Raw genomic sequence first — 23,239 nt, forward strand, 5'->3', positions numbered from 1 at the left:
TTACCTAAACAAGAGGGAGTGGGTTTCCCCTACTCCTTCTAGTAATATGTTAATTATTTTGTTTGCTCTTCAACGTAGGCAACCAAGTCACCAACTGTTTTCAAGTTATCTTCTGCTTCAATTTGAATATCAAAGGCATCTTCGATTTCAGAGATTACTTGGAACAAGTCCAATGAATCTGCATCCAAATCATCAAAAGTAGATTCAAGTGTTACTTCTGATGCATCTTTCCCAAGTTCTTCAACGATAATTTCTTGTACTTTTTCAAATACTGCCATGATAGGACTCCTTTAAAATATAAAAAATTTATAACTATGTGTTTACCACATGATTACCTAGATTGTAAGAATGAGTGTGCCCCATGTCAAACCTCCACCGAAGCCTGATAGGAGAATCGTCTGGCTACCATCTAAACGAATCATGCCATTCTCCACACACTCTGAGAGCAAAATCGGAATACTTGCTGCACTGGTATTTCCATACTCCATCATATTAGCGGGAAGCTTGTCTCGGTCTACACCGATTTTCTTAGCCATCTTATCCAAAATGCGGATATTTGCCTGATGAAGCAAGAGATAATCCAATTCCGATGCTGCGATTGGACCATTTTCAATGGTCTCTTTGATTGATTTAGCAACATCTCGATTTGCAAAATCAAAAACTGCTCGTCCATCCATCTTCAGAAAAGCAGGGACTGCTTCTTGATCCGAGAAGGGCGAAGTCAAAGCCGTTTGACCATAGGTCAAACACTCGCTCCGAGAACCATCCGTATAGAGACTTTCCACGAGGAAGTGCCGTGTTTCACTCGCTTCCAAGAGAACCCCACCTGAACCATCTCCAAAGAGAACAGCTGTCGAACGATCCGACCAGTCAACCGCCTTGGATAAGGTCTCAGCCCCGATTACAATCCCTTTCTTGAACTGTCCAGAGCTTAAAAACTTTTCAGCAGTTGAGAGAGCGAATACAAAGCCACTGCAAGCTGCTGTCAAATCAAAGGCGAAAGCTCTATTAGCTCCGATATTGGCCTGAACCCGAGCTGCCGTAGAAGGCATCATCGAATCTGGAGTAATCGTCGCTACAATGATAAAATCAATCTGCTCAGCCTCTATGCTCCCTTTAGCCAGCAAGTTCTTGGCAACTTCTGTCGCCAAGTCACTTGTGGACTCCGTTTTTGAGATATGTCTCTGTTTAATTCCTGTACGACTTGAAATCCACTCATCGCTTGTATCCATTATTTGGGCTAAGTCATGATTAGTGACCACTTGCTCTGGAACATAATGAGCAACCTGGCTTATTTTTGCAAAAGCCATTATTTCAAATCCTCCAAAAATTGATAAAGGTTCCTTAAGCCTCTGTCCATGACTTCTTTTTCCTCGGGACTCATGCCATCAATAATTTTTTCGACCATGGCCTTGTGGAAACGTTTATGAAGGCGGTGAACTAGACGACCTTTCTTTGTCAAATGCAGATAAACCACACGACGATCTTGGTCTGAACGAACACGCTCAATATAACCCTTTCTTTCTAGGTTATTCAAGCTCGTCGTAACTGTCCCTAAGGTTACCATCAGTTCTTTGGAAACTTTGCTAGGTGTTGCCTCAGGAAACTTACCAATCACATCAATCGTGTGCATTTCTTTGATGGAGATGTCTTTGAAGCGACTACCTCTCAAGCTAACCTCCTCGATCACAAGGACATTATTAAAAATGGATGTTAAATAATCATTGACTTGTTGGTAATCCAATTCTCATCCCTCCTCTTTAGAAAAAACTTTCATTATCAAAACATTTGATAAAAGAAGTATAACAAACTTCAAAAAATTGTGCAAGTCTTTTTTTATTTTCCTGAAAATTTTGGTCGTCTTCTTTCAGAATGAGCTCGAACTCCTTCTTTAAAATCTTCCGTTAAAGATAAAGATTCTTGTAGTTTCAATTCCAAATCGGCATAATTCTGCCAATCCTTAAATTGACTTTCCCAAACTAGCTTCTTAATAGCTGCATAGGAGTTAGCTGAGCCTCGTCTTAATTTCTTCAGAACTTGTTCTCTTGTTTTTTCTAATTTATCAGCTTCACAAACACGGTATACCACGCCCCATTCTAGCGCTTTTTCCGCAGTCAAGGCTTCTCCTGTCATGGCAAGTTGTGCTGCTCGTGTTACCCCGATACTACGACTCAAGAGATGAATTCCACCAGCGTCTGGCGCCAATCCAACTCCAACAAAGGCTTGAATGAATTTTGCCTTGTCAGTCGCCAAACAAAAATCAACTGCTACTGCCATATTTGCTGCAGCACCAGCGACCGCTCCATCTACCTCCATCAAAACAGGTTTAGGAATTTGCTTGATTTTAAAAGAAATTGTATTGACTAATTCTGCAATCTTATTCAAAGAAGGGATATCATCCTCGTCCACTGCTCGTTTCATCTCAACCAAGTCTCCCCCAACTGAAAAGACCTTCCCATTAGCATTAATCAAGATAAACTGAACAGCTTGATCCTGCTCTGCTAGGGTCAAAGCTTCTAAAATCTCCTCACACATTGGGATATGGAAACCATTTGCCACTTCGGGACGATTCAAAGTAATGATAGCAAGATCATCTACAATCTGATATAAGATATGATTCATAGCTTCTCCTTTTCTTTTGTAAGGCAATGAAATTATTTTATTTTCAAAGTATATCTTTTTTTGGATAAAGAGGCAAGAAAAAACTAAAGGAAAGTGTCTCAGCTGATTATTTCCCCATCGTTTATGAATGTGAGTGAAAGTTGACCACTTATTTTTAAACTGTTGTATCTTTTCAGAACAAATTAACATTTACTTCTATTGTAATAGGAAGATATTTTCTTCATTGAAAAATGCCCCTCTTTCTGCTATAATCGTATAAAATACTTACTTGAGGAGTCCTTATGAAGGTTGTAAAATTTGGTGGAAGCTCGCTTGCCTCTGCTGGTCAGTTAGAAAAAGTTTTAAACATCGTTAAAAGCGATAAAGAGCGCCGTTTTGTCGTCGTTTCTGCACCCGGCAAACGCAATGCTGAAGATACTAAGGTAACTGATGCCTTGATTAAATACTATCGCGACTATGTGGCTGGTAATGACATCAGTGCTAGTCAAAGCTGGATCATTGATCGTTATGCCGCTATGGTCAGTGAACTAGGGTTAAAACCTGCTGTTTTAGAAAAAATCTCTAAAAGTATTCGGGCCTTGGCAACTCTTCCTATAGAGGACAATGAATTTCTCTATGATACCTTCCTAGCTGCTGGAGAAAATAACAATGCCAAATTGATTGCAGCCTACTTTAACCAAAACGGCATCGATGCACGCTATGTTCACCCAAGAGAAGCTGGGATTGTTGTCACAAGTGAACCAGGAAATGCACGTATCATTCCATCTAGTTATGACAAGATTGAAGGCTTGGCTGATAGCACCGAAGTTCTTGTCATCCCTGGTTTCTTTGGTGTGACTAAGGAAAATCAAATCTGTACTTTTTCACGTGGTGGTTCAGATATCACAGGTTCTATCATTGCAGCAGGTGTTAAGGCTGATCTCTATGAGAACTTTACAGACGTAGATGGTATCTTTGCTGCCCATCCTGGTATTATCCACCAACCTCACTCCATTCCTGAATTAACCTACCGTGAAATGCGTGAGTTGGCTTACGCTGGATTTTCAGTCCTTCATGACGAGGCCCTTCTTCCTGCTTACCGCGGAAAAATTCCTCTTGTCATCAAGAATACCAACAACCCTGACCACCCAGGAACACGCATTGTTTTAGAACACAGTAGTGATAAATTCCCAGTAGTCGGGATTGCGGGTGACTCAGGATTCGTCAGCATCAACATGTCAAAATACCTCATGAACCGTGAAGTAGGGTTTGGTCGCAAGGTTCTTCAAATCCTTGAGGACCTCAATATCGGTTGGGAACACATGCCTACAGGTATCGACGATCTTTCAATCATCCTCCGCTCCCGTGAATTGACTCCTATCAAAGAAGAAGAAATTCTACGTCAACTCGTTCAAAAGGCTGAAGTGGACCATGCTGAAATCGAACATGACCTTTCCATCATTATGATTGTCGGAGAAAAGATGAAGAGCCATATCGGGGTAACTGCTACTGCAACACGTGCTTTGTCTGAGAATAAAATCAACATCCAGATGATGTCCCAAGGTTCAAGTGAAGTTTCCATCATGTTTGTTGTCAATAAAGAGCAAGAAAAAGCAGCTATCAAGGCTCTCTATCATGCCTTTTTCGGTGAAAGTAAGGAAGATTAATCATGGCCCAATCACTCAATCAAGCCATTGACCTCCAAACCACTGGAACATCTTATCTCTCTATCTCTGGAAAGGTTGGGAAATTTCTAGTTGGGGATCAAGCCTTAGAGTTTTATCCTGATGTCAATGTCGAACAATATATCCAGATTCCTTGGTCTAGCATTCAGCAAATCGGAGCCAACGTAAGTGGTCGCAAGATTAGCCGTCACTTTGAAGTCTTCACTGATCAAGGAAAATTCCTCTTTGCTTCAAAAGACTCTGGAGCTATCCTCAAAATCGCTCGGGAAAAACTTGGCAATGACAAAGTTGTGAAACTTCCGACTCTACTCCAGACCATTGGACAAAAACTTAAAAATCTATTTGCAAAAAAGTAGAAACTTTAGTATAATCATAGCAACGGATAAGTAAGTTATCTCCTTCTTTCAGAAAGTCTGCGGGTGCTGCGAGCAGATAGAGGGGATAGGTGAAATTCTACCGTTAGTAACAATTACATACACAATCAAGTGCACACCTGTGAAGTTGGATGGAACCGTGGCCCTGCCACTCCAACGCTTTGTCAGGTGTGCTTTTTTCATAAAGGAGTTCTTATGTTAGATATTAAACGTATTCGCACAGATTTTGATGCTGTCGCTGAAAAATTAGCTACACGTGGTGTAGATGCTGCTGTTTTGAATGAGATGAAAGAAATCGACGCTAAACGTCGTGATATCTTGGTCAAGGTTGAAACGCTCAAGGCAGAACGTAACACTGTTTCTGCTGAGATTGCCCAAGCCAAACGCAACAAGGAAAATGCAGATGACAAGATTGCTGCTATGCAAACCCTATCTGCTGAGGTCAAAGCCTTGGATGCTGAATTGGCGGAAATCGATGCTAAGTTGACAGAATTTACGACTACTCTTCCAAACATCCCAGCTGACAGCGTTCCTGTCGGAGCTGATGAAGACGATAATGTGGAAGTTCGTCGTTGGGGTACTCCGCGCGAATTTGACTTTGAGCCAAAAGCTCACTGGGATCTGGGTGAAGACCTCGGTATCCTTGACTGGGAACGCGGTGGTAAGGTAACAGGCGCTCGTTTCCTCTTCTATAAAGGTCTTGGAGCTCGCCTGGAACGTGCTATCTACAACTTTATGCTAGATGAGCATGGTAAAGAAGGCTACACAGAAGTCATCACACCTTACATAGTTAACCATGATTCTATGTTTGGTACTGGTCAATATCCAAAATTCAAGGAAGACACTTTTGAATTGAAAGACACTAATTATGTCCTTATTCCTACTGCTGAAGTTCCTCTAACTAACTATTACCGTGATGAAATCCTTGACGGAAAAGACCTGCCAATCTACTTCACTGCTATGAGTCCATCATTCCGTTCTGAGGCTGGTTCTGCTGGTCGTGATACTCGTGGCTTGATCCGTTTGCACCAATTCCACAAGGTTGAAATGGTCAAATTTGCCAAACCAGAAGAATCTTACGAAGAATTGGAAAAAATGACAGCCAACGCTGAAAACATCCTTCAAAAACTCAACCTTCCATACCGTGTCGTTGCCCTCTCTACTGGAGACATGGGCTTCTCAGCTGCCAAGACTTACGACTTGGAAGTTTGGATTCCAGCCCAAAATACCTATCGTGAAATCTCAAGCTGTTCAAATACCGAAGATTTCCAAGCGCGTCGTGCCCAAATCCGTTACCGCGATGAAGCCGATGGTAAAGTTAAACTTCTTCATACCTTGAACGGTTCTGGACTTGCAGTTGGACGTACAGTGGCTGCAATTCTTGAAAACTACCAAAATGAAGATGGTTCTGTGACCATTCCAGAAGTACTTCGTCCTTACATGGGTGGAGCTGAAGTTATCAAACCATAAAAAACAAGGCCTAGCTAAATAATAGCTAGACCTTTTTTCGTAACCAAATCAGATAAGCACCCAATACGAAGAATAAAATAGTGAGGCAAATAACAGTTTCAGCCAACACCAGATAATCCAGAAATGGAAGTTTCAAAATTCCCTGAGCCATCTTGAGAGAGGTAGCTGTGATAATGGTTGGAAAGGTGAGGGCTGAGAAAGCTGGTTGAAATCCTTGTTTTAAAATATTGGGCAGGCGAGTTAAAACAAAGAAAAAGAAGGATTGAGAAGCCAAAATCATGACGATTAAGAGCCAAGTCGGTAGGCCTGCTCCTCCAACTCGAATCAGAGAAGCCAAAAGTAGAGAGAAAGGGGCGCAGTAGATCCCTTCTTGTCCAAGTAAGGCTAGTGGGAGTGGCTGTTTCTTTAAATCGCTATAAATAAGCGGATAGAGATAGAAGGTTAGGAGAAAACCAAAAATCAAGGTCGCATAGGCGATTTCGATGATACCTACAAGAGGATAGGTCAAGGCAGCCACTGCTATCCCCACATAAAGCACCGTCCAGCTTGGAGTCGCATGAACCCTCCGACCCGGACAAGCAAACTTGATGGTAAAACCAGCAATCAAGACCAAATCCAAGAGAAATGAAAACCACCATAGCCCTTGCGCTACTAAGGGAAGATGAGGGAACAAGCGAAAGACATAAGTTGATAAAATCATTCCAGCCATGGGAAAGGTCGCCATTCCTGATAAAAGAGGGGGCTTGGTCAATTCTTGCCTGGTTTCCTTCCGATTAAACAGATGAAGAATCAGAAAGTAAATCCACAAAATCAACCCTATCAGACTAAACAGATGTGACAGAGCAGGCCAAGTATCTGCAACCAGATTTCCTGCACCTGCCAAACCTAACAAACAACCAGAAAATACCAAGGGGAGTTTTTTCATGGCAACCTCCATTAATCATATTATTAGTATAGCATAAAAGCGCTTAAAATAGCATAGAAAAATGAAGACTGGGTTTCTCAGCCTTCATTTTTTTCTTTATGATTCGAACTAGGCATAGGGTTGCAATTCTGGGTTAATAGGCGTATTGGCTAAGTTATTAGCATAGTTGCAAAGGCTGGCTAGGCTGACACCGAGAACCACATCCAGGGCATTTTGCTGCGTATAGCCGGCTTCTAAAAATTCACTAAGCGCTTCATCCCCTACACGTCCTTTGGTATTGATGACTGCCAAGGTAAACTTGGCCAGAGTATCTAGCTTAGGATCTGATTCGATTGGAGTGCGATTGCGAAGGGCTTGAAGAAGATCATCATTCATTTGGATTTGTTTGATTGAAAAGGCAGTATGGCCTGCCACGCAGAAAGCACAACCATTGGTTACTGCAGCTGTGATTTGCACCACTTCTCTCTCAACTGGGGTTAGGCTATTGCGACGGTTGATGGCTCCGACAGTTCGGTAGGCTTTTAGAGCAGTAGGAGCATTGGCCAAGAGACCGATTAGATTGGGAATATAGCCATTGTTATCTTTTTGTACTGTTTCCAGAACTTCTTTCACTTCTGCTGGAGCTGATTCTACTGTATGGATGGTAAATGTTGTCATAAGAAACCTCTTTTCATTTTATTGTCATTTAGTCTATCATAGAATTTCTTCTTTGGATAATATATATTTTCAATTGCCATGATAGGAAATGTTTATGAAAGAAAAAAATCACACTAAGAGTGTGATTGGGTTAGTGTTTAAAATACTTTTTGGTTTCAGCAATAACGACTGGTGACAAGACCAAAAGGGCAATCAAGTTTGGTAGAGCCATCAAGGCATTGACGATATCTGCAATAATCCAGACCATATCCAACTCGATAAAACCTCCCAACAAGACCATGAGCACAAAGATCACTCGATAGAGCCAGATAAAGCGAACCCCAAAGAGAAACTCGAAACAGCGTTCTCCATAGTAATTCCAACCGAGAATTGTCGTAAAGGCAAAGAGAACAAGGAAAATAGTCAAAAGAGCAGGGCCAAAATGTGAAAAAACTGTTGAAAAGGCTGACTGGGTCAAAGCAACACCATTCAAATCACCGCTCCAAACCCCTGTCACTAAGATTGTCAGACCTGTCAGAGTACAGATAATCAACGTATCAATAAAGGTTCCTGTCATGGAAATCAAGCCTTGCTCGACAGGCTCATTAGTCTTAGCTGCAGCCGCTGCAATCGGAGCTGAACCAAGGCCAGATTCGTTAGAAAAGACTCCTCGCGCCACACCATTTTGAATCGCAGTACGGATAGTCGCCCCTGCAAAACCACCTACCGCAGCTACTGGGTTAAAGGCTGAAGTAAAGATGAGGGCAAGTGTGGCTGGGATTTTCTCGATATTAAAGAGAATAACTGTAAGAGTTCCCAAAATATAGACGATGGCCATAAAAGGAACAACTGCTGTTGAAACCTTGGAAATGGATTTGAGTCCACCAAAAACGGCAATTCCTACAAAAATGGATAAAATAAGAACTGTGATAGCTGGATCAATTTGAGCTGTATTTTGGATAGATTCTGTAATTGAATTGACTTGGGTAAAGGTACCAATCCCTAGAAGAGCCACCAACACACCCGCTAGGGCAAAGAAGATTGCAAGGGGACGCCACTTTTCTCCCATACCCAAAAGAATGTAGTGCATGGGCCCTCCAGCTACAGCCCCATTTGCATCCTTGCTACGGTATTTGATAGCCAGTAAGCCTTCAGCATACTTGGTTGCCATCCCAAAGAAGGCTGCCATCCACATCCAAAAGAGAGCACCTGGCCCACCAACCTTAATGGCTGTTGCAACTCCGATGATATTTCCCGTTCCAACAGTAGCTGCAAGGGCTGTACATAGAGCGGCGAAACTGGACACATCTCCATGTCCCTTGTCCTTGGTAAAGATTAACTGAAAGGCCTTGGAGAGACGAGTTACCTGTAAAATCCCTAGTCGGATGGTTAGATAGATACCCGTTCCGACCAATAACAGTAAGAGGGGAGGTCCCCAAGCGAAAGCATCAAGCGCTTTTAGCAATTCTAACATGTCCTACTCCTATCTTTCAACCCCAAAAGAAAGAGCACATGCAAGATACATGTACTCTGGAATGCTTAGATAAATGCCAAAAAGCGGTCTATCTTAGCTCTGTCCTTTTACCTGAGAGTTTGAGCAGTTGCCTGCCTTGCCCCTTCGGTGCCTTTACGGTCTCTCCAGAGTTCCGTCCATTTACAGTCATGGAAAACAAACTTTTCTCCACTTCTATTAAACTTCATTCGGTGTTGGTATTTTATTTTTTATTATTCTACAAGAAAAGTGGGGATTTGTCAATGTGTTTGTGAATAAAATAGAAATTAGTTCACCAGTTTTTATTGTATGAATGACCTTATTACCCCAAAAGTAGAGCCATAATTCAATAGAAATCACAACTTTCTGATAAATTTTAAAACGCTACTTAAACTCATTTCCCACTCTGTGCTTCTCCTAAAAATTTTCGAATCGCTTCTACCATTTTCTCTGGTTCAGTTGACGAAAAAATACGACTATCTCCTCTCAATTCATGACTTGTATTGTCAAAAGCAAAAATTGGTTTATGTTTATTACCAATTTCTTCTACAATCGTTTCTATAACTCCACCATGATTGATATCCAAATAAAAATCCATATTATCCAAAGCTTCTTTCATATTAAAAGGATTAAAATTTGGATAAATTGACAGATTTAAAAATCGTTGCATGTCAACTACACTATCAGCAAAATTTGTTGGCGCTAATATTGTAAAATGAACTTCCGATAGTTCTGACAAAAGATACTCTATTGATTCTAAAACAGCACTATTTGTAAAAATACAAGTATGATATAACGGCGCTCTCACTAGCTCATCAAAAGAACGTCTAATGATATCTGTTCCCAATAATACATCATTCCAATTCAAGCCATAATAAAACCACCACAATTTACGAAAACGAGTCAAAGTTAAATGAGTCCATGGTTTAAACTCTGAGGTATAGTGAATAATCTTAGGTTCAGAATTTCCATAATAGTCAGATTCGTACCATTTACTGTTGCCTGTTAAATGTAAAAATTGATCCAAACCAACCATAAAGTTATACTCTTTATTCAAATGTAGCCACTGGTCACCAAAATACATGTTGAGAACACCTTGATCTCCATAAACATGCTTATGATGTTGGACAGTTAACTCTAGTAAACTTTTTGTCGAATGGTTTTCCCGCCATTTCTTCGCATCAATCAACAACATACCCGCATTAAAGGTTGTCAACCAACCATCTTGTCCAAAATCTTGAACAGCTGCAATGGCATAGCCTTGTAAGTCTAAGGAGAACAATTCATCCAATCTTGCATTTACGATCATATCTGAGTCTAAGTAGAGAACTCTGTCTTCTTGTACTTCATCTGCTATGAAATACCTAAAGAAAGTAGCATAGGATAGAATTGCATTTGGCAAGCGAAAATCACGAAGGTTGTGAGCCGTTTTTTTAACATTGACGATCTCAGAACCAATGACCTTAAGGCGATTTCTCATTAAAAGAAACCATTCACTAGGTAAATCGTCATTAAACACATAAAATTTCACTTCATGATTATGAACCGAAACGGATTTTATTACGGTTTCTACCTTATCAAGGTAATGAATATCCGCTCCAAGAGCAATCACTTTATGATACATTCTCATCACTTCTCTCCAATATCAATTTTCCCTAGTTGATGACGAATATACATCACCAAGTTCTCTTTATCCTCTAAGCTAAATATCTGATTTTCCTATCACTGAAATGCTACCAATAATATCGCCAACCCCATTTCAGTGGTTAATATCCAATTCAGTTTTAAGCACATAATCGTTATTAGATTAATAATAAAATCAAAAACTCCCATTCCATTCTCAAATATTGAATCCTGACCAATGGTGATTTCTTACATATAACAGATTGAACAAAAATCATTAAAAATACTCTACTAGCAACTCAGCATCTAAAACTTCAATGTGACGATAATCTCCAACTGACTGTACTAGATTTTTAAAATCTATCCTGCATTTCTCGACTCTTTTAAAAGTGAAATTTGCAAAAACAGTACTTCTATATTCTCAAAAATCACTCCTCATTGTCATCTCTTTACAATGTATTTACCACTGACTTCGTCAATCTTATCTTCAACCTCGAATTTGTATTTTTAACTGACTGGAACTTTCGTTATAATTTATTGTTTGATTTAACCTTACTTTATAAATTACGGAATCCTTCTACCCTTTAAAAGTCACAATGGTTGCGCCACTGCCTCCAGCATTTTGTGGGGCATAGCCAAAACTCTTGACATGCTTGTTTCTTTGTAGGTATTTGGTAACACCCTCGCGGATGACTCCTGTTCCGATACCATGAATGATGTCTACTTGTGCCATGTTATTGAGCAGGGCTTGATCAATAAAGGCGTCCAGCTCATTCATGGCTTCCTCGTACCGTTTGCCACGAAGATCTAGTCTCGCCTGTGGACCACGACCAGATGCACGTTTGACAACATTGACTTGTTTTTTCTTGACTAGGGCCTCTTGCTGAGCCTGAACAAGATCAAATTCTTTCTCTTCCAAGGTCATCTTGATCAAACCAACTTGGGCTTCCCAACGGCCATCCTTGAGCTGATTGGTCAAGGTTCCTCTTTGACCATAACTGAGAACCACAATATCATCTCCCACCTTCGGAGCTCGTTTTTTCTTGGCTTTTTGCAGAACCTTGTTTTTAGACAAGTCGACTTTTTCAGGAGCCAATTTTTTCAGCTCAGCCTTGGCCTCAATGATTTCGTGGGGTTTGAGTTGAGACTTACTGTGAAGATTCTTGAGAATCTGGTCACTCTCACTTAGAGCGAGTTCCACAATCTCAGCAGCCTGTTCACGCGCCTTATTGAGCTCAGTTTCCTTTTCACGATTGAGCTCATTGTAGAGTTTTTTGAGCGCTCGATTCATCTTGAGGTTTTCTTGCTCGACCTCACGGATATTATCCAAGCGTTTACGGCTTTCAAGCGTTTGTTCTTCCAATTGTTCAATGATGCGGTTGACATCATTATCTTGGTTGACCTGCTGGCTAGCATCCCCCACGATGACATCTGACAAGCCCAGGCGTTTGGCAATTTCAAAGGCATTACTTCTGCCAGGAACTCCCTGCATAAAGCGATAGGTCGGACGCAGACTAGCTGTATCAAACTCCATGCTGGCATTTTGCACAAAGGCTGTCTCAATACCATAAGCCTTGAGTTCTGGATAATGGGTCGTCGCCATGGTCTTGACCTGACGCAGACGAAGATCCTCCAGAATAGCCATGGCAAGAGCTGCACCTTCCTGTGGATCGGTACCAGCCCCGAGCTCATCTAGCAATAAGAGCGAATGTTGGTTGACCTTGCCAAGAATATCTACGATATTGGTCATGTGGCTGGAGAAAGTAGATAAGCTTTGTTCGATAGACTGCTCATCCCCAATATCCGCGAAGATTTCCTCGAAAATACCGACACGGCTCCCCCTATCAGCTAGAATGGGCAAGCCTGACTGGGCCATAAGTTGAGTCAAGCCCAGAGTTTTGAGCATGATGGTCTTCCCACCCGTATTGGGACCTGTAATGACAATAGCCGTTAATTCCTTACCAAAGTGTACATCGTTTGCCACTGCATTTTTGACCAAAGGATGGCGAACATGAAGGAGTTGAATCTCTTGCTTATCTGAAAGTTGAGGAACAACTGCTTGTCTTTCTTGAATGAAACGCACTTTGGCACGAATCAAATCTAGGTGCCCGATAATCCAAGCGTCATTAGCAATCTCTGCAGCATGAGGACGGACCCGTTCCGATAACTCCTGCAGGATACGAATCATCTCATAGCGCTCATCAGCTCGCAGACTCGCGATTTCTTCGCTTAGTTTCACGACCTCACGTGGCTCGATATAGACCGTATTTCCACTGGCAGAGATGTCGTGGACAACACCTGCAATCTTGTTGCGATAGGTATTCTTGACAGGTAAGACTTGACGGCCATTTCTGCTAGCGATAATCCCTTCCGTCAACATCTGAGCTTTTTGCTTGAGCAAGTCTTGCAAGACATCTCGAACTTGACTCTCGCTATCATGAATTTTCCGACGGATGCGTGCTAGTTCTTCGCTGGCGAAATTTTCTATGAAACCTGCGTCATTTAGGGCTTGGAGACTTCCTTGCAAGTGTGGAAAATCATGTAGTTTTTCAAACCATCTCGCCAACTGTTCCAAGCGTACGTTTTCAAGATTGGCATAAAAACTTTGTAACTCTCTGCTAGCAAGCAAGACCCGTTTGAGGAGTAGAAACTCCTCGATATTGAGGTCCGCCCCCATCTCCAGACGCTTACAAACCGCTGAAATCTCACGTGTCGCTAGGATGGTAAAGTGAGGCTGCTCCACAAATAGGGCTTGCATTTCCTCCATTTCAGCAAAGGCCTGTTTGATTTTATCCTCCTTGGTAGTCGGAACCAAACCTTTTAGCTCCTCTAGTCCCTGTTCGGTCAGGATATGAGGTTCAAACAAGGCTTTGATTTTATTAAATTCTAAGGTTTCTAGTATTTTTGTATTCATATTCTTTCCTTGTGTATTTGTTTACAAAATTGTAGCAACTAGAGGTTTTTGACTTTACCTGATACTAGTCATCCAATCTGTAAACAAAGGGCTAGGAAAACTCCCGCCCTTTTTATCCGATTAAATTTGTAACCCAGAGTTGTTTGATAAAGTTTGTCGTAAAAGGAACACTTTGGATGATATGCTTGGCTACCACGCTCTTTTCAAGGGGATTTTGCACAGCTGCCATAGGCACCGTTGCAAGAATGGTCAAAGCCATTTGCAAGACAAATAAGGTCACCAATAGAGACAATAGGCCTGCTCCGATACGAAACCATTTGACATCGAGCTTTTTAGTTGGAATCAAGTGTAGGAACAAACCGATAAAACGTCCGATACTGTAACAAATTCCGAAAACTAGAAGGTAGGCCAGACCCGCATAAAAGACCTTGTCTAGCTGAAAAAGCTGGTCTGAAGGGAAGAAAAAGGTTCCCTGCCCTTCCTGAGGATTAGCATAAGGGACAAGCAAGTGAAATTGATCTCCCAGCGATTTATAAAACTGCCCAGCAACAAAGGCTGAAATCACTGCCACGAGGAAATAATAAACTTGCAGCACCAGACCTCTACGGTAGCCGATGTAAAACCCCCAAGCTAGAACCAGTAAGAGAAGGATCGAAATCATAGGGAATCCTCAATCTTGCTCTGCTCTTGCTTGACAGCCACTAATTTATTTCGAAGGTCTTTAAGCTCCTGCTCCTTATCGTCAAACTCAATCTCACGACTGAGCTGCGTCGATAGGCTGTTGATCGCTAAAAGGAGGGCAATCGTTTCATCATCTGCCCCAGGCATTTGTTCTTTAATTGCTTGGTATTTTTCAGTCGCAACCTTGGCTATTTCCTCCATAAAGAGGTTGTCATGCTCGGTTGTTAAGGTTAATGTCTTTTTCCCGAATGTAAACTTATATCGATTTAGATTTGCCATAAAATTCACCTCACGATATTATACCAAATTTCGCTAACTTTGTCAGTTTTTACCAATTCTCCTGCTTTTATGGTACAATAGAAACTATGGCAAGTATCACACTCACACCAAGTGAACAGGAAATTCAGAGCTTTTTAAGTCAGTATCAGAAGGCTCTCACTCCTAGTAAAAATCCTTATATCCGCTACTTTTTGCGCCTGCCTCAGGCAACGGTTTCCATCTATACTTCTGGAAAAGTCCTCCTGCAGGGAGAAGCTGCTGAGCAATACGCCAGTTTCTTTGGCTATCAAGTCCGACAAGAAAAGAGCGGACAAGACTTTCCTATGATTGGGACTGATGAGGTGGGAAATGGTTCCTACTTTGGTGGGCTAGCTGTCGTGGCTTCCTTTGTGACACCAGACCAGCATGACTTCTTGAGAAAACTCGGAGTGGGGGATTCAAAAACCCTGACAAACCAAAAGATTCGTCAGATTGCCCCTATCCTCAAGGAAAAGATCCAACATCAAGCGCTCCTCCTCTCACCGAGCAAGTATAATGAAGTTATCGGAGAGCGTTACAATGCTGTTTCTGTAAAGGTTGCCCTTCACAACCAAGCTATCTTTCTCCTGCTTCAAAAAGGAGTCCAGCCAGAAAAAATCGTGATTGATGCTTTTACAAGTCCTAAAAACTATGACAAGTACTTGACGCAAGAAGCCAATCATTTCCCAAACAAGGTTAGTTTGGAAGAGAAAGCCGAGGGAAAATATATGGCTGTCGCAGTTAGCTCCATCATCGCGCGTGATCTCTTCTTGGAAAACTTGGAAAATCTTGGACGAGAACTGGGCTACCAACTGCCAAGTGGCGCAGGAACCGCTTCTGATAAGGTTGCTAGCAAAATCCTTCAAGCCTATGGTATGAAAGGTCTCAACTTCTGTGCCAAACTGCATTTTAAAAATACTGAAAAAGCTAAAGCACTGCTAGAAAGGTAAATTATGAATTATTTGAAAACATTTCTAAAAGAGTTGGGACTTACGTTCCTCATCGTTATAGTAGTGGGACTCAGTCGCCTCTTTCTCTGGACCAATGTCCGTGTGGAAGGACACTCTATGGACCCTACCCTAGCTGACGGAGAAGTTCTCTTCGTTGTTAAACACCTCCCAATTGACCGCTTCGACATCGTTGTTGCCCATGAAGAGGATGGAAATAAAGACATTGTCAAAAGGGTCATCGGTATGCCTGGAGATACCATCCGCTACGAAAACGATAAACTTTATATCAACGATAAAGAAACGGACGAACCTTACCTAGCAGACTACCTCCAACAGTTTAAAAACGACAAACTTCAGAGCACTTATTCAGGGAAAGGCTTTGAAGGGGATAAGGGGATCTATTTTAGAAGCCTTGCTCAGAAGGCTCAGGCCTTTACTGTCGATGTAAATTTCAACACCAGCTTCAGCTTTACAGTTCCTGAAGGTGAATACCTCCTCCTTGGAGATGACCGTTTGGTTTCTAGCGACAGTCGCCATGTTGGAACCTTTAAGGCCAGTCAAATCAAAGGGGAAGCCAAATTCCGTTTCTGGCCACTCAACCGTATCGGAATCTTTTAAAACCAGCAACCAGATGCTGTGATAGTCTTTTTGAGTTAGCCTTTTAGGATTAGATTGCAACTTGGCGATATCTTGTACCAAGCCCCAAATCCAAGAAAAGCCTAACTGAGAGCTCTATCCCAGCTCTTTTTCTATCAAAAAGGAAACCTATGGAAGTTTATTTTTCAGGCACCATTGAACGTATTATTTTTGAAAATGTCAGTAATTTTTATCGCATCCTCCTCCTAGATATCCAAGATACCAATGCGGAGGACTTTGACGATTTTGAAATCATCGTTACAGGAACCATGGCTGACGTGATTGAGGGCGAAGAGTACACTTTTTGGGGACAAATCGTTCAGCATTCCAAGTATGGTGAACAGCTACAAATCAGTCGTTATGAGCGAGCAAAACCCACTAGCAAAGGCCTAGTCAAGTACTTTTCGAGTAGCCATTTTAAGGGAATTGGACTCAAGACAGCTCAGAAAATCGTTGATACGTATGGCGAAAATACCATAGACGAAATTCTGGAGCATCCTGAAAAGCTGGAAAGTATTGCTGGACTCTCTGCCAAAAACCGTGAAGCTTTTGTCTCCACCCTCCGTCTCAACTATGGGACAGAGATGGTCTTGGCAAAACTGGCCAACTACGGCATTCCTAATAAACTAGCCTTTCAGATTCAAGACTTTTACAAGGATGAAACGCTGGATATTGTCGAGAATTATCCCTACCAGCTGGTTGAGGATATCAAGGGCTTGGGCTTTACCATTGCTGACCAATTAGCTGCTGAACTAGGTATTGAAAGTCAAGCTCCTGAGCGCTTCCGTGCAGGTCTTGTCCACAGTCTCTTTCAAGGCTGTATGGATACGGGTGATACCTATATGGAAGCTCGAGATTTACTGGAACAGACCCTGACTCTCCTCGAGTCTTCCCGTCCCGTGGAACTGGATCCCAGCCAAGTTGCTCAGGAACTCTCCTACCTGATTGAAGAAGACAAGGTTCAGCAGATTGACACTAAAATCTTTGATAATAGCCTCTTTTTCGCTGAAGAAGGCATCCGCAGTCACTTGGTTCGTATCCTTGAAAAAGGAAAGAAACAAAGTCAAGATTTGGAAACCATTCAAAAGCATATCGCTAGTGTTGAGGAAGAACTAGGTATCCAATACGATAGTATCCAAAAGCAAGCTATCTGTGATGCCATCCAGAACAAGGTCTTTATCCTAACAGGTGGTCCTGGTACAGGTAAGACGACTGTTATCAATGGGATTATCGCTGTTTATGCCCTGCTTGAAGCACTCGATCTCAAGAAAAAAAGCAACTTACCTATTCTTCTCGCTGCCCCAACTGGTCGAGCGGCTCGGCGCATGAATGAATTGACAGGTTTGCCTAGCGCTACTATACACCGTCATTTGGGAATGACAGGTGACGATGATACCAGCCATCTGGAAGATTATCTGGATGCTGATTTTATCATTGTAGATGAGTTTTCTATGGTGGATACTTGGCTAGCAAATCAACTTTTCTCCAACATCTCTTCTAACAGTAAAATCCTCATCGTGGGTGATAGCGACCAGTTGCCTTCTGTCAGTCCTGGACAGGTCTTAGCTGATCTGCTCCAGATACCCTTGATTCCGCAGACTCGCTTGGAACGGATTTATCGCCAGAGCGAGGAATCAACTATCGTTACCTTGGCTAGCCAGATTCGACAAGGCATCTTGCCAGCTGACTTTACCCAGAAAAAGGCAGACCGCTCCTACTTTGAAATCATGAGTAGCCATATCCCTGCAACCATTGAGAAAATCCTCGGTGCCGCCCTCAGAAGTGGCATTTCGGCTCGTGATATTCAGGTGCTGGCGCCTATGTATCGAGGTACTGCAGGTATTGATGCCATCAATCAGCTCATGCAAGACCTGCTCAATCCACCACAAAAAGACCAACTCAGTTTTGAAGCTCCCCAATGCTTCTATCGCAAGGGTGACAAGGTCATTCACCTAGTCAACGATGCCGAAGTCAATGTCTTTAATGGAGACCTAGGCTACATCACAGACCTGATTCCTGGAAAATACACCGAGTCCAAACAAGACGAGATTGTCATTGATTTTGATGGCAATGAGGTTATCTACCCTAGAAATGAATGGTACAAGATTCGGCTAGCCTATGCCATGAGTATCCATAAGTCTCAGGGGAGTGAGTTCCCCGTTGTCATCCTGCCCATTACTAGTGCTAGCAAGCGCATGCTGGAACGCAATCTCATCTATACGGCTATTACACGGGCTAAGAGCAAGCTCATCTTACTAGGCGAATTACAGGCCTTTGACTATGCAGTCAAACATATCGGAACTGCTCGCAAGACCTATCTGATTGAGCGTTTTCAGGATTTGGTTGAATCAGCTGACCAAACCAACCCAGCCCCAACTGAAACAACAAATCAAGAGGGAGCTCCTCTATCCTACATCCTCACCGAGGAAAACTGGAACAGCATCCCAGCCATGATTGGGATTACAGATGCAGACTTAAAAGAGATTTTTGGAAAATAGAGCAGCAGAAAGCCCACCTGATTAGGTGGGCTTTTTATCTTTTAAGATTATTTTACTGTTGCAGTGCTTGTGATCAATTCAACAGCTTTTTTGATTGCGATATCATGTTTCAACATATCAGCTGAAAGCAAGTTTTGAACTTGTGCAACTTCCATGTTGTAAGTTGCTGCCAATTGTTCGATTTCTTTTTGGATTTCTTCTTCAGTAGCGTCAAATCCTTCAGCTTTGGCAACTGCTTCGATAACAAGGTTAGTCTTAGTACGTGACTCAGCCTCTGCTTCGTATTGTTTGTGAAGGTCTTCTTGAGTAGTTCCAGTGATTTGGAAGTACATGTCAGGGTTGATACCTTGACGTTGCAAGTTTCCAAGGAATTCGTTTACTGAGCGGTGAACTTCTTCGTGGATCATTTCCTCTGGAAGTTCTACGATTTCAGCGTTTTCTACAGCTTTATCAATTGCTGCACCTTCTACTGCATCTTTGTATGCTTCTTCTTTTGCAGCAGCCAATTCCTTACGGTATTTTTCTTTCAATTCAGCAAGTGTTTCAACTTCTTCGTCAATGTCTTTTGCAAGTTCATCGTCAAGAGCTGGAACTTCTTTTGCTTTTACTTCGTGGATAGTTGTTACGAATTTAGCTTCTTTACCTGCAAGATCTTCTGCTTGGTAGTCTTCTGGGAATGTTACGATAACATCAACAGTTTCGCCAGCTGAGTGACCTACCAATTGGTCTTCGAAACCAGGGATGAATTGACCTGATCCAAGTCCAAGTGAGAAGTTTTCACCTTTCCCACCGTCGAACTCAACACCGTCGATAGAACCAACGAAGTCAATCACAACTGTGTCGCCATTTTCAGCAGCACCTTCTTTGATAACCAATTCAGCCAAGTTGTTGCGTTCGCGTTCGATACGCTCTTCAACATCAGCGTCTGTTACTTCTTTTTCCACATCTACTGATACTTCAAGGTTTTTGTAGTCGCCCAATTTTACTTCAGGTTTTGTCACGACTTCAGCAGTGATGACCCAGTCTTGACCTTTTTCCATTGAAGTCACGTCAATTTTTGGTTGCGCAACCACTTCAAGACCAGCTTCTTTTACAGCTGCTTCATAAGCGTTTGGCAAAAGAGCGTTCAAAACATCTTGGTAAAGTGTTTCTTCACCAAACTTTTTATCGAAGATAGGACGTGGAAGATGACCTTTACGGAAACCTGGAACGTTAAGAGTTTTCTTTACTGAGTTAAAGACACGATCCACTTCTGGTTTGATTTGGCCTTGAGAGATAGTAAAAGTCAAGACACCACGGTTTGTTTCTTTGTTTTCAAATGATACAGACATTCTGTCATTTCTCCTTAAAATTTTTTAAATACAGTCTATTATAACATAAACGGGCGACTTTTTTCAAGTCATGAACGCGCTTTTCAATGATGCTAAAGGTACTTGCTAGCCTCCTTGATACTAAGTTCAGCCATTCTTTCCTTGTTTTTTTCGATGAAGCTTGCTACCCAATCTGGATTGGTTTTGGAGTAGTCTCTTAGAGCCCAACCGATGGCTTTATTGATAAAAAATTCTGTCTGATCCAGATTATTGAGCAGGATCTTTTCCATTAGATGAACATCCGTTTTCTCTTTTCTTAACAACTGGTGGTCAATGGCGACTCTTCTCAGCCAGATATTATCTGATAGGCTCCATTGGAGGATGATTTCTCCCAGTTCTGGCTTGTCATATACCAAATTTCCTACTACTCGATCTAGGATATCCACCGTATCCCACCAAGATTTTGTGACGACCAGATGCTCAAGCTTGGGCAAATCGCTCTCTGTTAGATAAGACTGCATGGCTTTCAAATAGTTGGCAGCCACATATTGGTATTCTCTAGCATCCTTTTCCCAGCAAGTGTCTACAAAATCCCAATCGATGACCTTTATTTTTTTCGCACTTGGAAAGTATTTTTTATAAAGTGCATTTCTTTCAGGACCTGCAATGCCTAGAAAGGGAAATTGGTGGCGCATATAGGCTTCCATGGGGCCTGCTTTATGCGGATCTTTTGCCGCTTCTAGCTCCTCAAGAATATCTACAAGACTCATCTAAAAGTCCTCCTGCCCCACCAAGTGGTGCTGAAAGGCATAAACCGCAGCCTGGGTGCGATCACTGACCTCAAGCTTAGCTAGGATATTAGACACATGGGTCTTAACCGTCTTGAGAGAGATAAAAAGTTCATCTGCGATGCGTTGATTTTCGTAACCCTTGGCGATGAGTTGGAGCACGTCTCGCTCACGCGCAGTCAGTTCTTCATGAAGTTCCATATGATTGCGGTGGTATTCGACCTTCTTGCTGACCTCTTGTTCAATAGCCAGCTCTCCAGCAGCAACCTTACGAACAGCATGGAGCAATTCGTCTGCGCTAGAAGTCTTGAGCATATAGCCCCTAGCCCCAGCATTTAAGACAGGCATAATTTTTTCATTGTCTAGATAAGAGGTCACAATCAAAATCTTGGCTTCAGGCCATTCTTTGAGGATAGACAAGGTTGCATCAATCCCATTCATCTCAGGCATGACGATATCCATGACAATCACATCTGGGCGCAATTCCAAGGCCAAGGAAATCCCTTGAACACCGTTGGCCGCCTCGCCCACAACTTCTACATCGTCTTGGAGGTCAAAGTAGCTTTTCAAGCCCAATCGGACCATTTCATGGTCATCTACCAGTAAAATTTTCATCTTTACTCCTTTATGATTCCTTGTCTAGCAGGGGAATACGGATATCAACCGCCAGTCCTTGCTTAGGTGCTGTCAAGAGTTGAACAGTCCCTGCCATATCCTCTACCCGCTCCTTAATATTTCGCAGTCCATAACTCAAGTCGTCGAAGCTCCCCAACTGGAAACCAATCCCATTGTCCACTACCTTTAGCTGCAATTCAACATCTGTCTGATAGAGATAGACATCCAAACAAGATGCCTGGGCATGGCGGAGGGTATTGCTGATCAACTCCTGCAAAATACGGAAGATATGCTCCTCGATTTTCTTTGGCAATTTCGTCACATTTTGCTTGAGACTAACCTTGAGATCGCTCTTGTCCTCAAGCTCTTTTAAGAGGATTTGAATCCCCTCAACCAGACTCTTGTCTTCCAACTCAACTGGTCGCAAATGCAGGAGCAAGACCCGAAGATCCTTCTGGGCTGTTTCGAGGATGGCTGCGACACTTTGCAACTGGGTCTGCATCTTTTCTCTATCAAGCTTCAAAGCCTGCTGACTGACACCTGATAAAATCATATGGGCCGCAAACAACTCCTGACTAACTGTATCATGTAAATCACGCGCTATCCGCTTCCGTTCTTTCTCGATAATCACTTCTTCCTTGGCTAGGCTTTGATTTTCAGCCTTTTGAACAGCTTCTGTCAAAAGATTGAGCTTGCCAGACAAGGACTTGAAACTGGCATCCAAGTCTGGATCTGCAACCTGAACCACTTCTTTTCCTGCTAATAAGCGCTTGAGATTGACCTGCATTTTTCTGCGAGAGACTTCTTCTATCACTCGCCAAAAGAGGACAAAAAAGAAGGTCATGGAAAGGCTAAAGACAAAGATCAAGAAGATTAACTTTTCAGTTTTTTCGATATCTTGTAACAAATAGGGCCAGTCTAGTTCAAAAATATCAAGCAGACTATTGGTCAAAAAGAGGATAAAGAGGAGAGAAGTCAGCCCGATTAACAGATACGATTGCTTTTTCATCCTCTGACCACCTCCACATCTCCAATCATACTGGTTAGGAAAATTTTGACACTCTTGTTACTCTTGAGATAGTCCCTGGTTTCCTGATGATAGTGTTCATTACGAAGGGCTCGCTTGGGTTGATGGAGGAAAGTTAAATCTCCATAGAGGCAGTTGACACTGAGACTGATTTCCACATCTACAGGTACGATAATCCTAGTCGTTCCAATCATCTTTCTAAGGATAATGACATTGTCATGATTGGTTAGAATAACTCTTTCTAGATGAATGGTATCCTTACCCATGAGGCGAAAGAGATTGATATCATCAAACTGACAGGTCTGGTGACTAGAAAAATGATGGAGATTGCCAAACCAGCGATTCTTTTCATTTTTAACCGTCACCACCTCTTCAAAGACTAGATCCGTCTCCTCCCTTTCTTGGTTCATCATAGGATAAAGGAGAAAAAGACTGTAAATTACCGCTACAAAGATAGCTAAAATCACAAAGGGATTGAGCATGACGATGAAAAAGAAAAGAATGGTCGCTGCAATGAGGAAGACATTGTTGCCCTCTTTACCTGAATAATAGCGGAGCAAGAGCAAAAAGAGGAATAGAATCAGCAGAAAACGCGAAAAATGCTCTGATACCATCAAAATCAGAGCTCCCGTCAACAGACAGGCTTCAATAAATAAAAAGATTTGAAATTTTTTCATAGCTGCATCCTCTCTTTTCTATTTTATCACAATTCAAAAA

Annotated in this window: 22 protein-coding genes and 1 riboswitch; of the genes, 6 read left to right on the top strand and 16 right to left on the bottom strand. The window is 42.1% G+C overall.

Annotation, left to right across the window (positions count from 1 at the left end; translation table 11 throughout):
• Nucleotides 1-53 precede the first annotated feature (53 nt).
• From B7709_RS03790 to B7709_RS03805, 4 genes are all read right to left on the bottom strand, one after another.
• On the bottom strand, nucleotides 54-278 hold the full coding sequence (locus B7709_RS03790; RefSeq protein WP_000257840.1) for an acyl carrier protein: 225 nt from the start codon (nucleotides 276-278) through the stop codon (nucleotides 54-56).
• A gap of 57 nt (nucleotides 279-335) precedes the next feature.
• The gene (locus B7709_RS03795) at nucleotides 336-1,310 is read right to left on the bottom strand and encodes a beta-ketoacyl-ACP synthase III (RefSeq protein WP_084971791.1); all 975 of its coding nucleotides are present in this window, start codon (nucleotides 1,308-1,310) and stop codon (nucleotides 336-338) included.
• Nucleotides 1,310-1,744: a fatty acid biosynthesis transcriptional regulator FabT gene (gene fabT / locus B7709_RS03800; RefSeq protein ID WP_061454076.1), complete on the bottom strand. Its 435-nt coding sequence runs from the start codon at nucleotides 1,742-1,744 to the stop codon at nucleotides 1,310-1,312. The genes B7709_RS03795 and fabT overlap by 1 nt, the downstream gene beginning before the upstream one ends.
• Before the next feature lie 92 nt (nucleotides 1,745-1,836).
• Nucleotides 1,837-2,622, bottom strand: a complete 786-nt coding sequence (locus tag B7709_RS03805) for an enoyl-CoA hydratase (RefSeq protein ID WP_084971792.1) — start codon at nucleotides 2,620-2,622, stop codon at nucleotides 1,837-1,839.
• A gap of 281 nt (nucleotides 2,623-2,903) precedes the next feature.
• On the opposite strand from B7709_RS03805, the gene B7709_RS03810 reads away from it, so the two are divergent.
• The 3 genes from B7709_RS03810 (at nucleotide 2,904) to serS (ending at nucleotide 6,130) form a co-directional block, all read left to right on the top strand.
• Nucleotides 2,904-4,268 carry an aspartate kinase gene (locus B7709_RS03810; protein ID WP_000869637.1) on the top strand — a complete coding sequence of 455 codons (1,365 nt, stop codon included), beginning with the start codon at nucleotides 2,904-2,906 and terminating at the stop codon, nucleotides 4,266-4,268.
• Between the two features lie 2 nt (nucleotides 4,269-4,270).
• Nucleotides 4,271-4,642: a DUF956 family protein gene (locus B7709_RS03815; RefSeq protein ID WP_084971793.1), complete on the top strand. Its 372-nt coding sequence runs from the start codon at nucleotides 4,271-4,273 to the stop codon at nucleotides 4,640-4,642.
• Between the two features lie 213 nt (nucleotides 4,643-4,855).
• On the top strand, nucleotides 4,856-6,130 hold the full coding sequence (gene serS, locus B7709_RS03820; protein ID WP_084971794.1) for a serine--tRNA ligase: 1,275 nt from the start codon (nucleotides 4,856-4,858) through the stop codon (nucleotides 6,128-6,130).
• A 25-nt stretch (nucleotides 6,131-6,155) separates the two neighbouring features.
• Here serS and B7709_RS03825 read toward each other — a convergent pair whose 3' ends face one another.
• The 7 genes from B7709_RS03825 to zapA all read right to left on the bottom strand — a co-directional run bounded on the left by B7709_RS03825 (nucleotide 6,156) and on the right by zapA (nucleotide 14,680).
• Complete coding sequence (locus B7709_RS03825; protein WP_084971795.1) at nucleotides 6,156-7,055, bottom strand: TDT family transporter; 900 nt, start codon at nucleotides 7,053-7,055, stop codon at nucleotides 6,156-6,158.
• A 108-nt stretch (nucleotides 7,056-7,163) separates the two neighbouring features.
• Nucleotides 7,164-7,712: a carboxymuconolactone decarboxylase family protein gene (locus B7709_RS03830; protein ID WP_084971796.1), complete on the bottom strand. Its 549-nt coding sequence runs from the start codon at nucleotides 7,710-7,712 to the stop codon at nucleotides 7,164-7,166.
• A 130-nt stretch (nucleotides 7,713-7,842) separates the two neighbouring features.
• Nucleotides 7,843-9,165: an alanine/glycine:cation symporter family protein gene (locus B7709_RS03835; protein WP_084971797.1), complete on the bottom strand. Its 1,323-nt coding sequence runs from the start codon at nucleotides 9,163-9,165 to the stop codon at nucleotides 7,843-7,845.
• Nucleotides 9,166-9,254: 89 nt separating this feature from the next.
• Nucleotides 9,255-9,343, bottom strand: a riboswitch (glycine riboswitch).
• Between the two features lie 234 nt (nucleotides 9,344-9,577).
• On the bottom strand, nucleotides 9,578-10,807 hold the full coding sequence (locus B7709_RS03840) for a glycosyltransferase (protein ID WP_084971914.1): 1,230 nt from the start codon (nucleotides 10,805-10,807) through the stop codon (nucleotides 9,578-9,580).
• Nucleotides 10,808-11,383: 576 nt separating this feature from the next.
• Nucleotides 11,384-13,720: an endonuclease MutS2 gene (locus B7709_RS03845; protein ID WP_084971798.1), complete on the bottom strand. Its 2,337-nt coding sequence runs from the start codon at nucleotides 13,718-13,720 to the stop codon at nucleotides 11,384-11,386.
• Between the two features lie 112 nt (nucleotides 13,721-13,832).
• Nucleotides 13,833-14,381: a CvpA family protein gene (locus B7709_RS03850; protein ID WP_084971799.1), complete on the bottom strand. Its 549-nt coding sequence runs from the start codon at nucleotides 14,379-14,381 to the stop codon at nucleotides 13,833-13,835.
• Nucleotides 14,378-14,680: a cell division protein ZapA gene (zapA, locus tag B7709_RS03855; protein WP_000002027.1), complete on the bottom strand. Its 303-nt coding sequence runs from the start codon at nucleotides 14,678-14,680 to the stop codon at nucleotides 14,378-14,380. The genes B7709_RS03850 and zapA overlap by 4 nt, the downstream gene beginning before the upstream one ends.
• A gap of 86 nt (nucleotides 14,681-14,766) precedes the next feature.
• On the opposite strand from zapA, the gene rnhC reads away from it, so the two are divergent.
• The 3 genes from rnhC to recD2 all read left to right on the top strand — a co-directional run bounded on the left by rnhC (nucleotide 14,767) and on the right by recD2 (nucleotide 18,782).
• Nucleotides 14,767-15,648, top strand: a complete 882-nt coding sequence (gene rnhC / locus B7709_RS03860; protein ID WP_084971800.1) for a ribonuclease HIII — start codon at nucleotides 14,767-14,769, stop codon at nucleotides 15,646-15,648.
• Between the two features lie 3 nt (nucleotides 15,649-15,651).
• Entirely contained in the window at nucleotides 15,652-16,266 is a 615-nt protein-coding gene (lepB, locus tag B7709_RS03865) for a signal peptidase I (RefSeq protein ID WP_084971801.1), read from the top strand.
• Nucleotides 16,267-16,415: 149 nt separating this feature from the next.
• The gene (recD2, locus tag B7709_RS03870; protein WP_084971802.1) at nucleotides 16,416-18,782 is read left to right on the top strand and encodes an SF1B family DNA helicase RecD2; all 2,367 of its coding nucleotides are present in this window, start codon (nucleotides 16,416-16,418) and stop codon (nucleotides 18,780-18,782) included.
• Between the two features lie 47 nt (nucleotides 18,783-18,829).
• On the opposite strand, the gene tig is transcribed toward recD2, so the two are convergent.
• From tig to liaF, 5 genes are all read right to left on the bottom strand, one after another.
• Nucleotides 18,830-20,113: a trigger factor gene (gene tig, locus B7709_RS03875; RefSeq protein WP_084971803.1), complete on the bottom strand. Its 1,284-nt coding sequence runs from the start codon at nucleotides 20,111-20,113 to the stop codon at nucleotides 18,830-18,832.
• 92 nt (nucleotides 20,114-20,205) lie between these two features.
• Entirely contained in the window at nucleotides 20,206-20,862 is a 657-nt protein-coding gene (locus B7709_RS03880; RefSeq protein ID WP_084971804.1) for a DNA alkylation repair protein, read from the bottom strand.
• A complete protein-coding gene (locus tag B7709_RS03885) occupies nucleotides 20,863-21,495 on the bottom strand; it encodes a response regulator transcription factor (RefSeq protein ID WP_084971805.1) in 633 nt (210 codons plus the stop codon).
• A 10-nt stretch (nucleotides 21,496-21,505) separates the two neighbouring features.
• On the bottom strand, nucleotides 21,506-22,504 hold the full coding sequence (locus B7709_RS03890) for an envelope stress sensor histidine kinase LiaS (RefSeq protein WP_084971806.1): 999 nt from the start codon (nucleotides 22,502-22,504) through the stop codon (nucleotides 21,506-21,508).
• Nucleotides 22,501-23,199: a cell wall-active antibiotics response protein LiaF gene (liaF, locus tag B7709_RS03895; RefSeq protein ID WP_084971807.1), complete on the bottom strand. Its 699-nt coding sequence runs from the start codon at nucleotides 23,197-23,199 to the stop codon at nucleotides 22,501-22,503. The genes B7709_RS03890 and liaF overlap by 4 nt, the downstream gene beginning before the upstream one ends.
• Between the last annotated feature and the right edge of the window lie 40 nt (nucleotides 23,200-23,239).

It is taken from the genome of Streptococcus oralis subsp. dentisani (assembly GCF_002096335.1).
Taxonomy (GTDB): domain Bacteria; phylum Bacillota; class Bacilli; order Lactobacillales; family Streptococcaceae; genus Streptococcus; species Streptococcus oralis_Z.

Bases quoted from the DNA above. Each gene is read 5' to 3' on its own strand.
- B7709_RS03790 (WP_000257840.1), bottom strand. From the start codon at position 278: ATGGCAGTATTTGAAAAAGTACAAGAAATTATCGTTGAAGAACTTGGG.
- B7709_RS03795 (WP_084971791.1), bottom strand. From the start codon at position 1,310: ATGGCTTTTGCAAAAATAAGCCAGGTTGCTCATTATGTTCCAGAGCAA.
- B7709_RS03805 (WP_084971792.1), bottom strand. From the start codon at position 2,622: ATGAATCATATCTTATATCAGATTGTAGATGATCTTGCTATCATTACT.
- B7709_RS03810 (WP_000869637.1), top strand. From the start codon at position 2,904: ATGAAGGTTGTAAAATTTGGTGGAAGCTCGCTTGCCTCTGCTGGTCAG.
- B7709_RS03815 (WP_084971793.1), top strand. From the start codon at position 4,271: ATGGCCCAATCACTCAATCAAGCCATTGACCTCCAAACCACTGGAACA.
- serS (WP_084971794.1), top strand. From the start codon at position 4,856: ATGTTAGATATTAAACGTATTCGCACAGATTTTGATGCTGTCGCTGAA.
- B7709_RS03825 (WP_084971795.1), bottom strand. From the start codon at position 7,055: ATGAAAAAACTCCCCTTGGTATTTTCTGGTTGTTTGTTAGGTTTGGCA.
- B7709_RS03830 (WP_084971796.1), bottom strand. From the start codon at position 7,712: ATGACAACATTTACCATCCATACAGTAGAATCAGCTCCAGCAGAAGTG.
- B7709_RS03835 (WP_084971797.1), bottom strand. From the start codon at position 9,165: ATGTTAGAATTGCTAAAAGCGCTTGATGCTTTCGCTTGGGGACCTCCC.
- B7709_RS03840 (WP_084971914.1), bottom strand. From the start codon at position 10,807: ATGTATCATAAAGTGATTGCTCTTGGAGCGGATATTCATTACCTTGAT.
- B7709_RS03845 (WP_084971798.1), bottom strand. From the start codon at position 13,720: ATGAATACAAAAATACTAGAAACCTTAGAATTTAATAAAATCAAAGCC.
- B7709_RS03850 (WP_084971799.1), bottom strand. From the start codon at position 14,381: ATGATTTCGATCCTTCTCTTACTGGTTCTAGCTTGGGGGTTTTACATC.
- zapA (WP_000002027.1), bottom strand. From the start codon at position 14,680: ATGGCAAATCTAAATCGATATAAGTTTACATTCGGGAAAAAGACATTA.
- rnhC (WP_084971800.1), top strand. From the start codon at position 14,767: ATGGCAAGTATCACACTCACACCAAGTGAACAGGAAATTCAGAGCTTT.
- lepB (WP_084971801.1), top strand. From the start codon at position 15,652: ATGAATTATTTGAAAACATTTCTAAAAGAGTTGGGACTTACGTTCCTC.
- recD2 (WP_084971802.1), top strand. From the start codon at position 16,416: ATGGAAGTTTATTTTTCAGGCACCATTGAACGTATTATTTTTGAAAAT.
- tig (WP_084971803.1), bottom strand. From the start codon at position 20,113: ATGTCTGTATCATTTGAAAACAAAGAAACAAACCGTGGTGTCTTGACT.
- B7709_RS03880 (WP_084971804.1), bottom strand. From the start codon at position 20,862: ATGAGTCTTGTAGATATTCTTGAGGAGCTAGAAGCGGCAAAAGATCCG.
- B7709_RS03885 (WP_084971805.1), bottom strand. From the start codon at position 21,495: ATGAAAATTTTACTGGTAGATGACCATGAAATGGTCCGATTGGGCTTG.
- B7709_RS03890 (WP_084971806.1), bottom strand. From the start codon at position 22,504: ATGAAAAAGCAATCGTATCTGTTAATCGGGCTGACTTCTCTCCTCTTT.
- liaF (WP_084971807.1), bottom strand. From the start codon at position 23,199: ATGAAAAAATTTCAAATCTTTTTATTTATTGAAGCCTGTCTGTTGACG.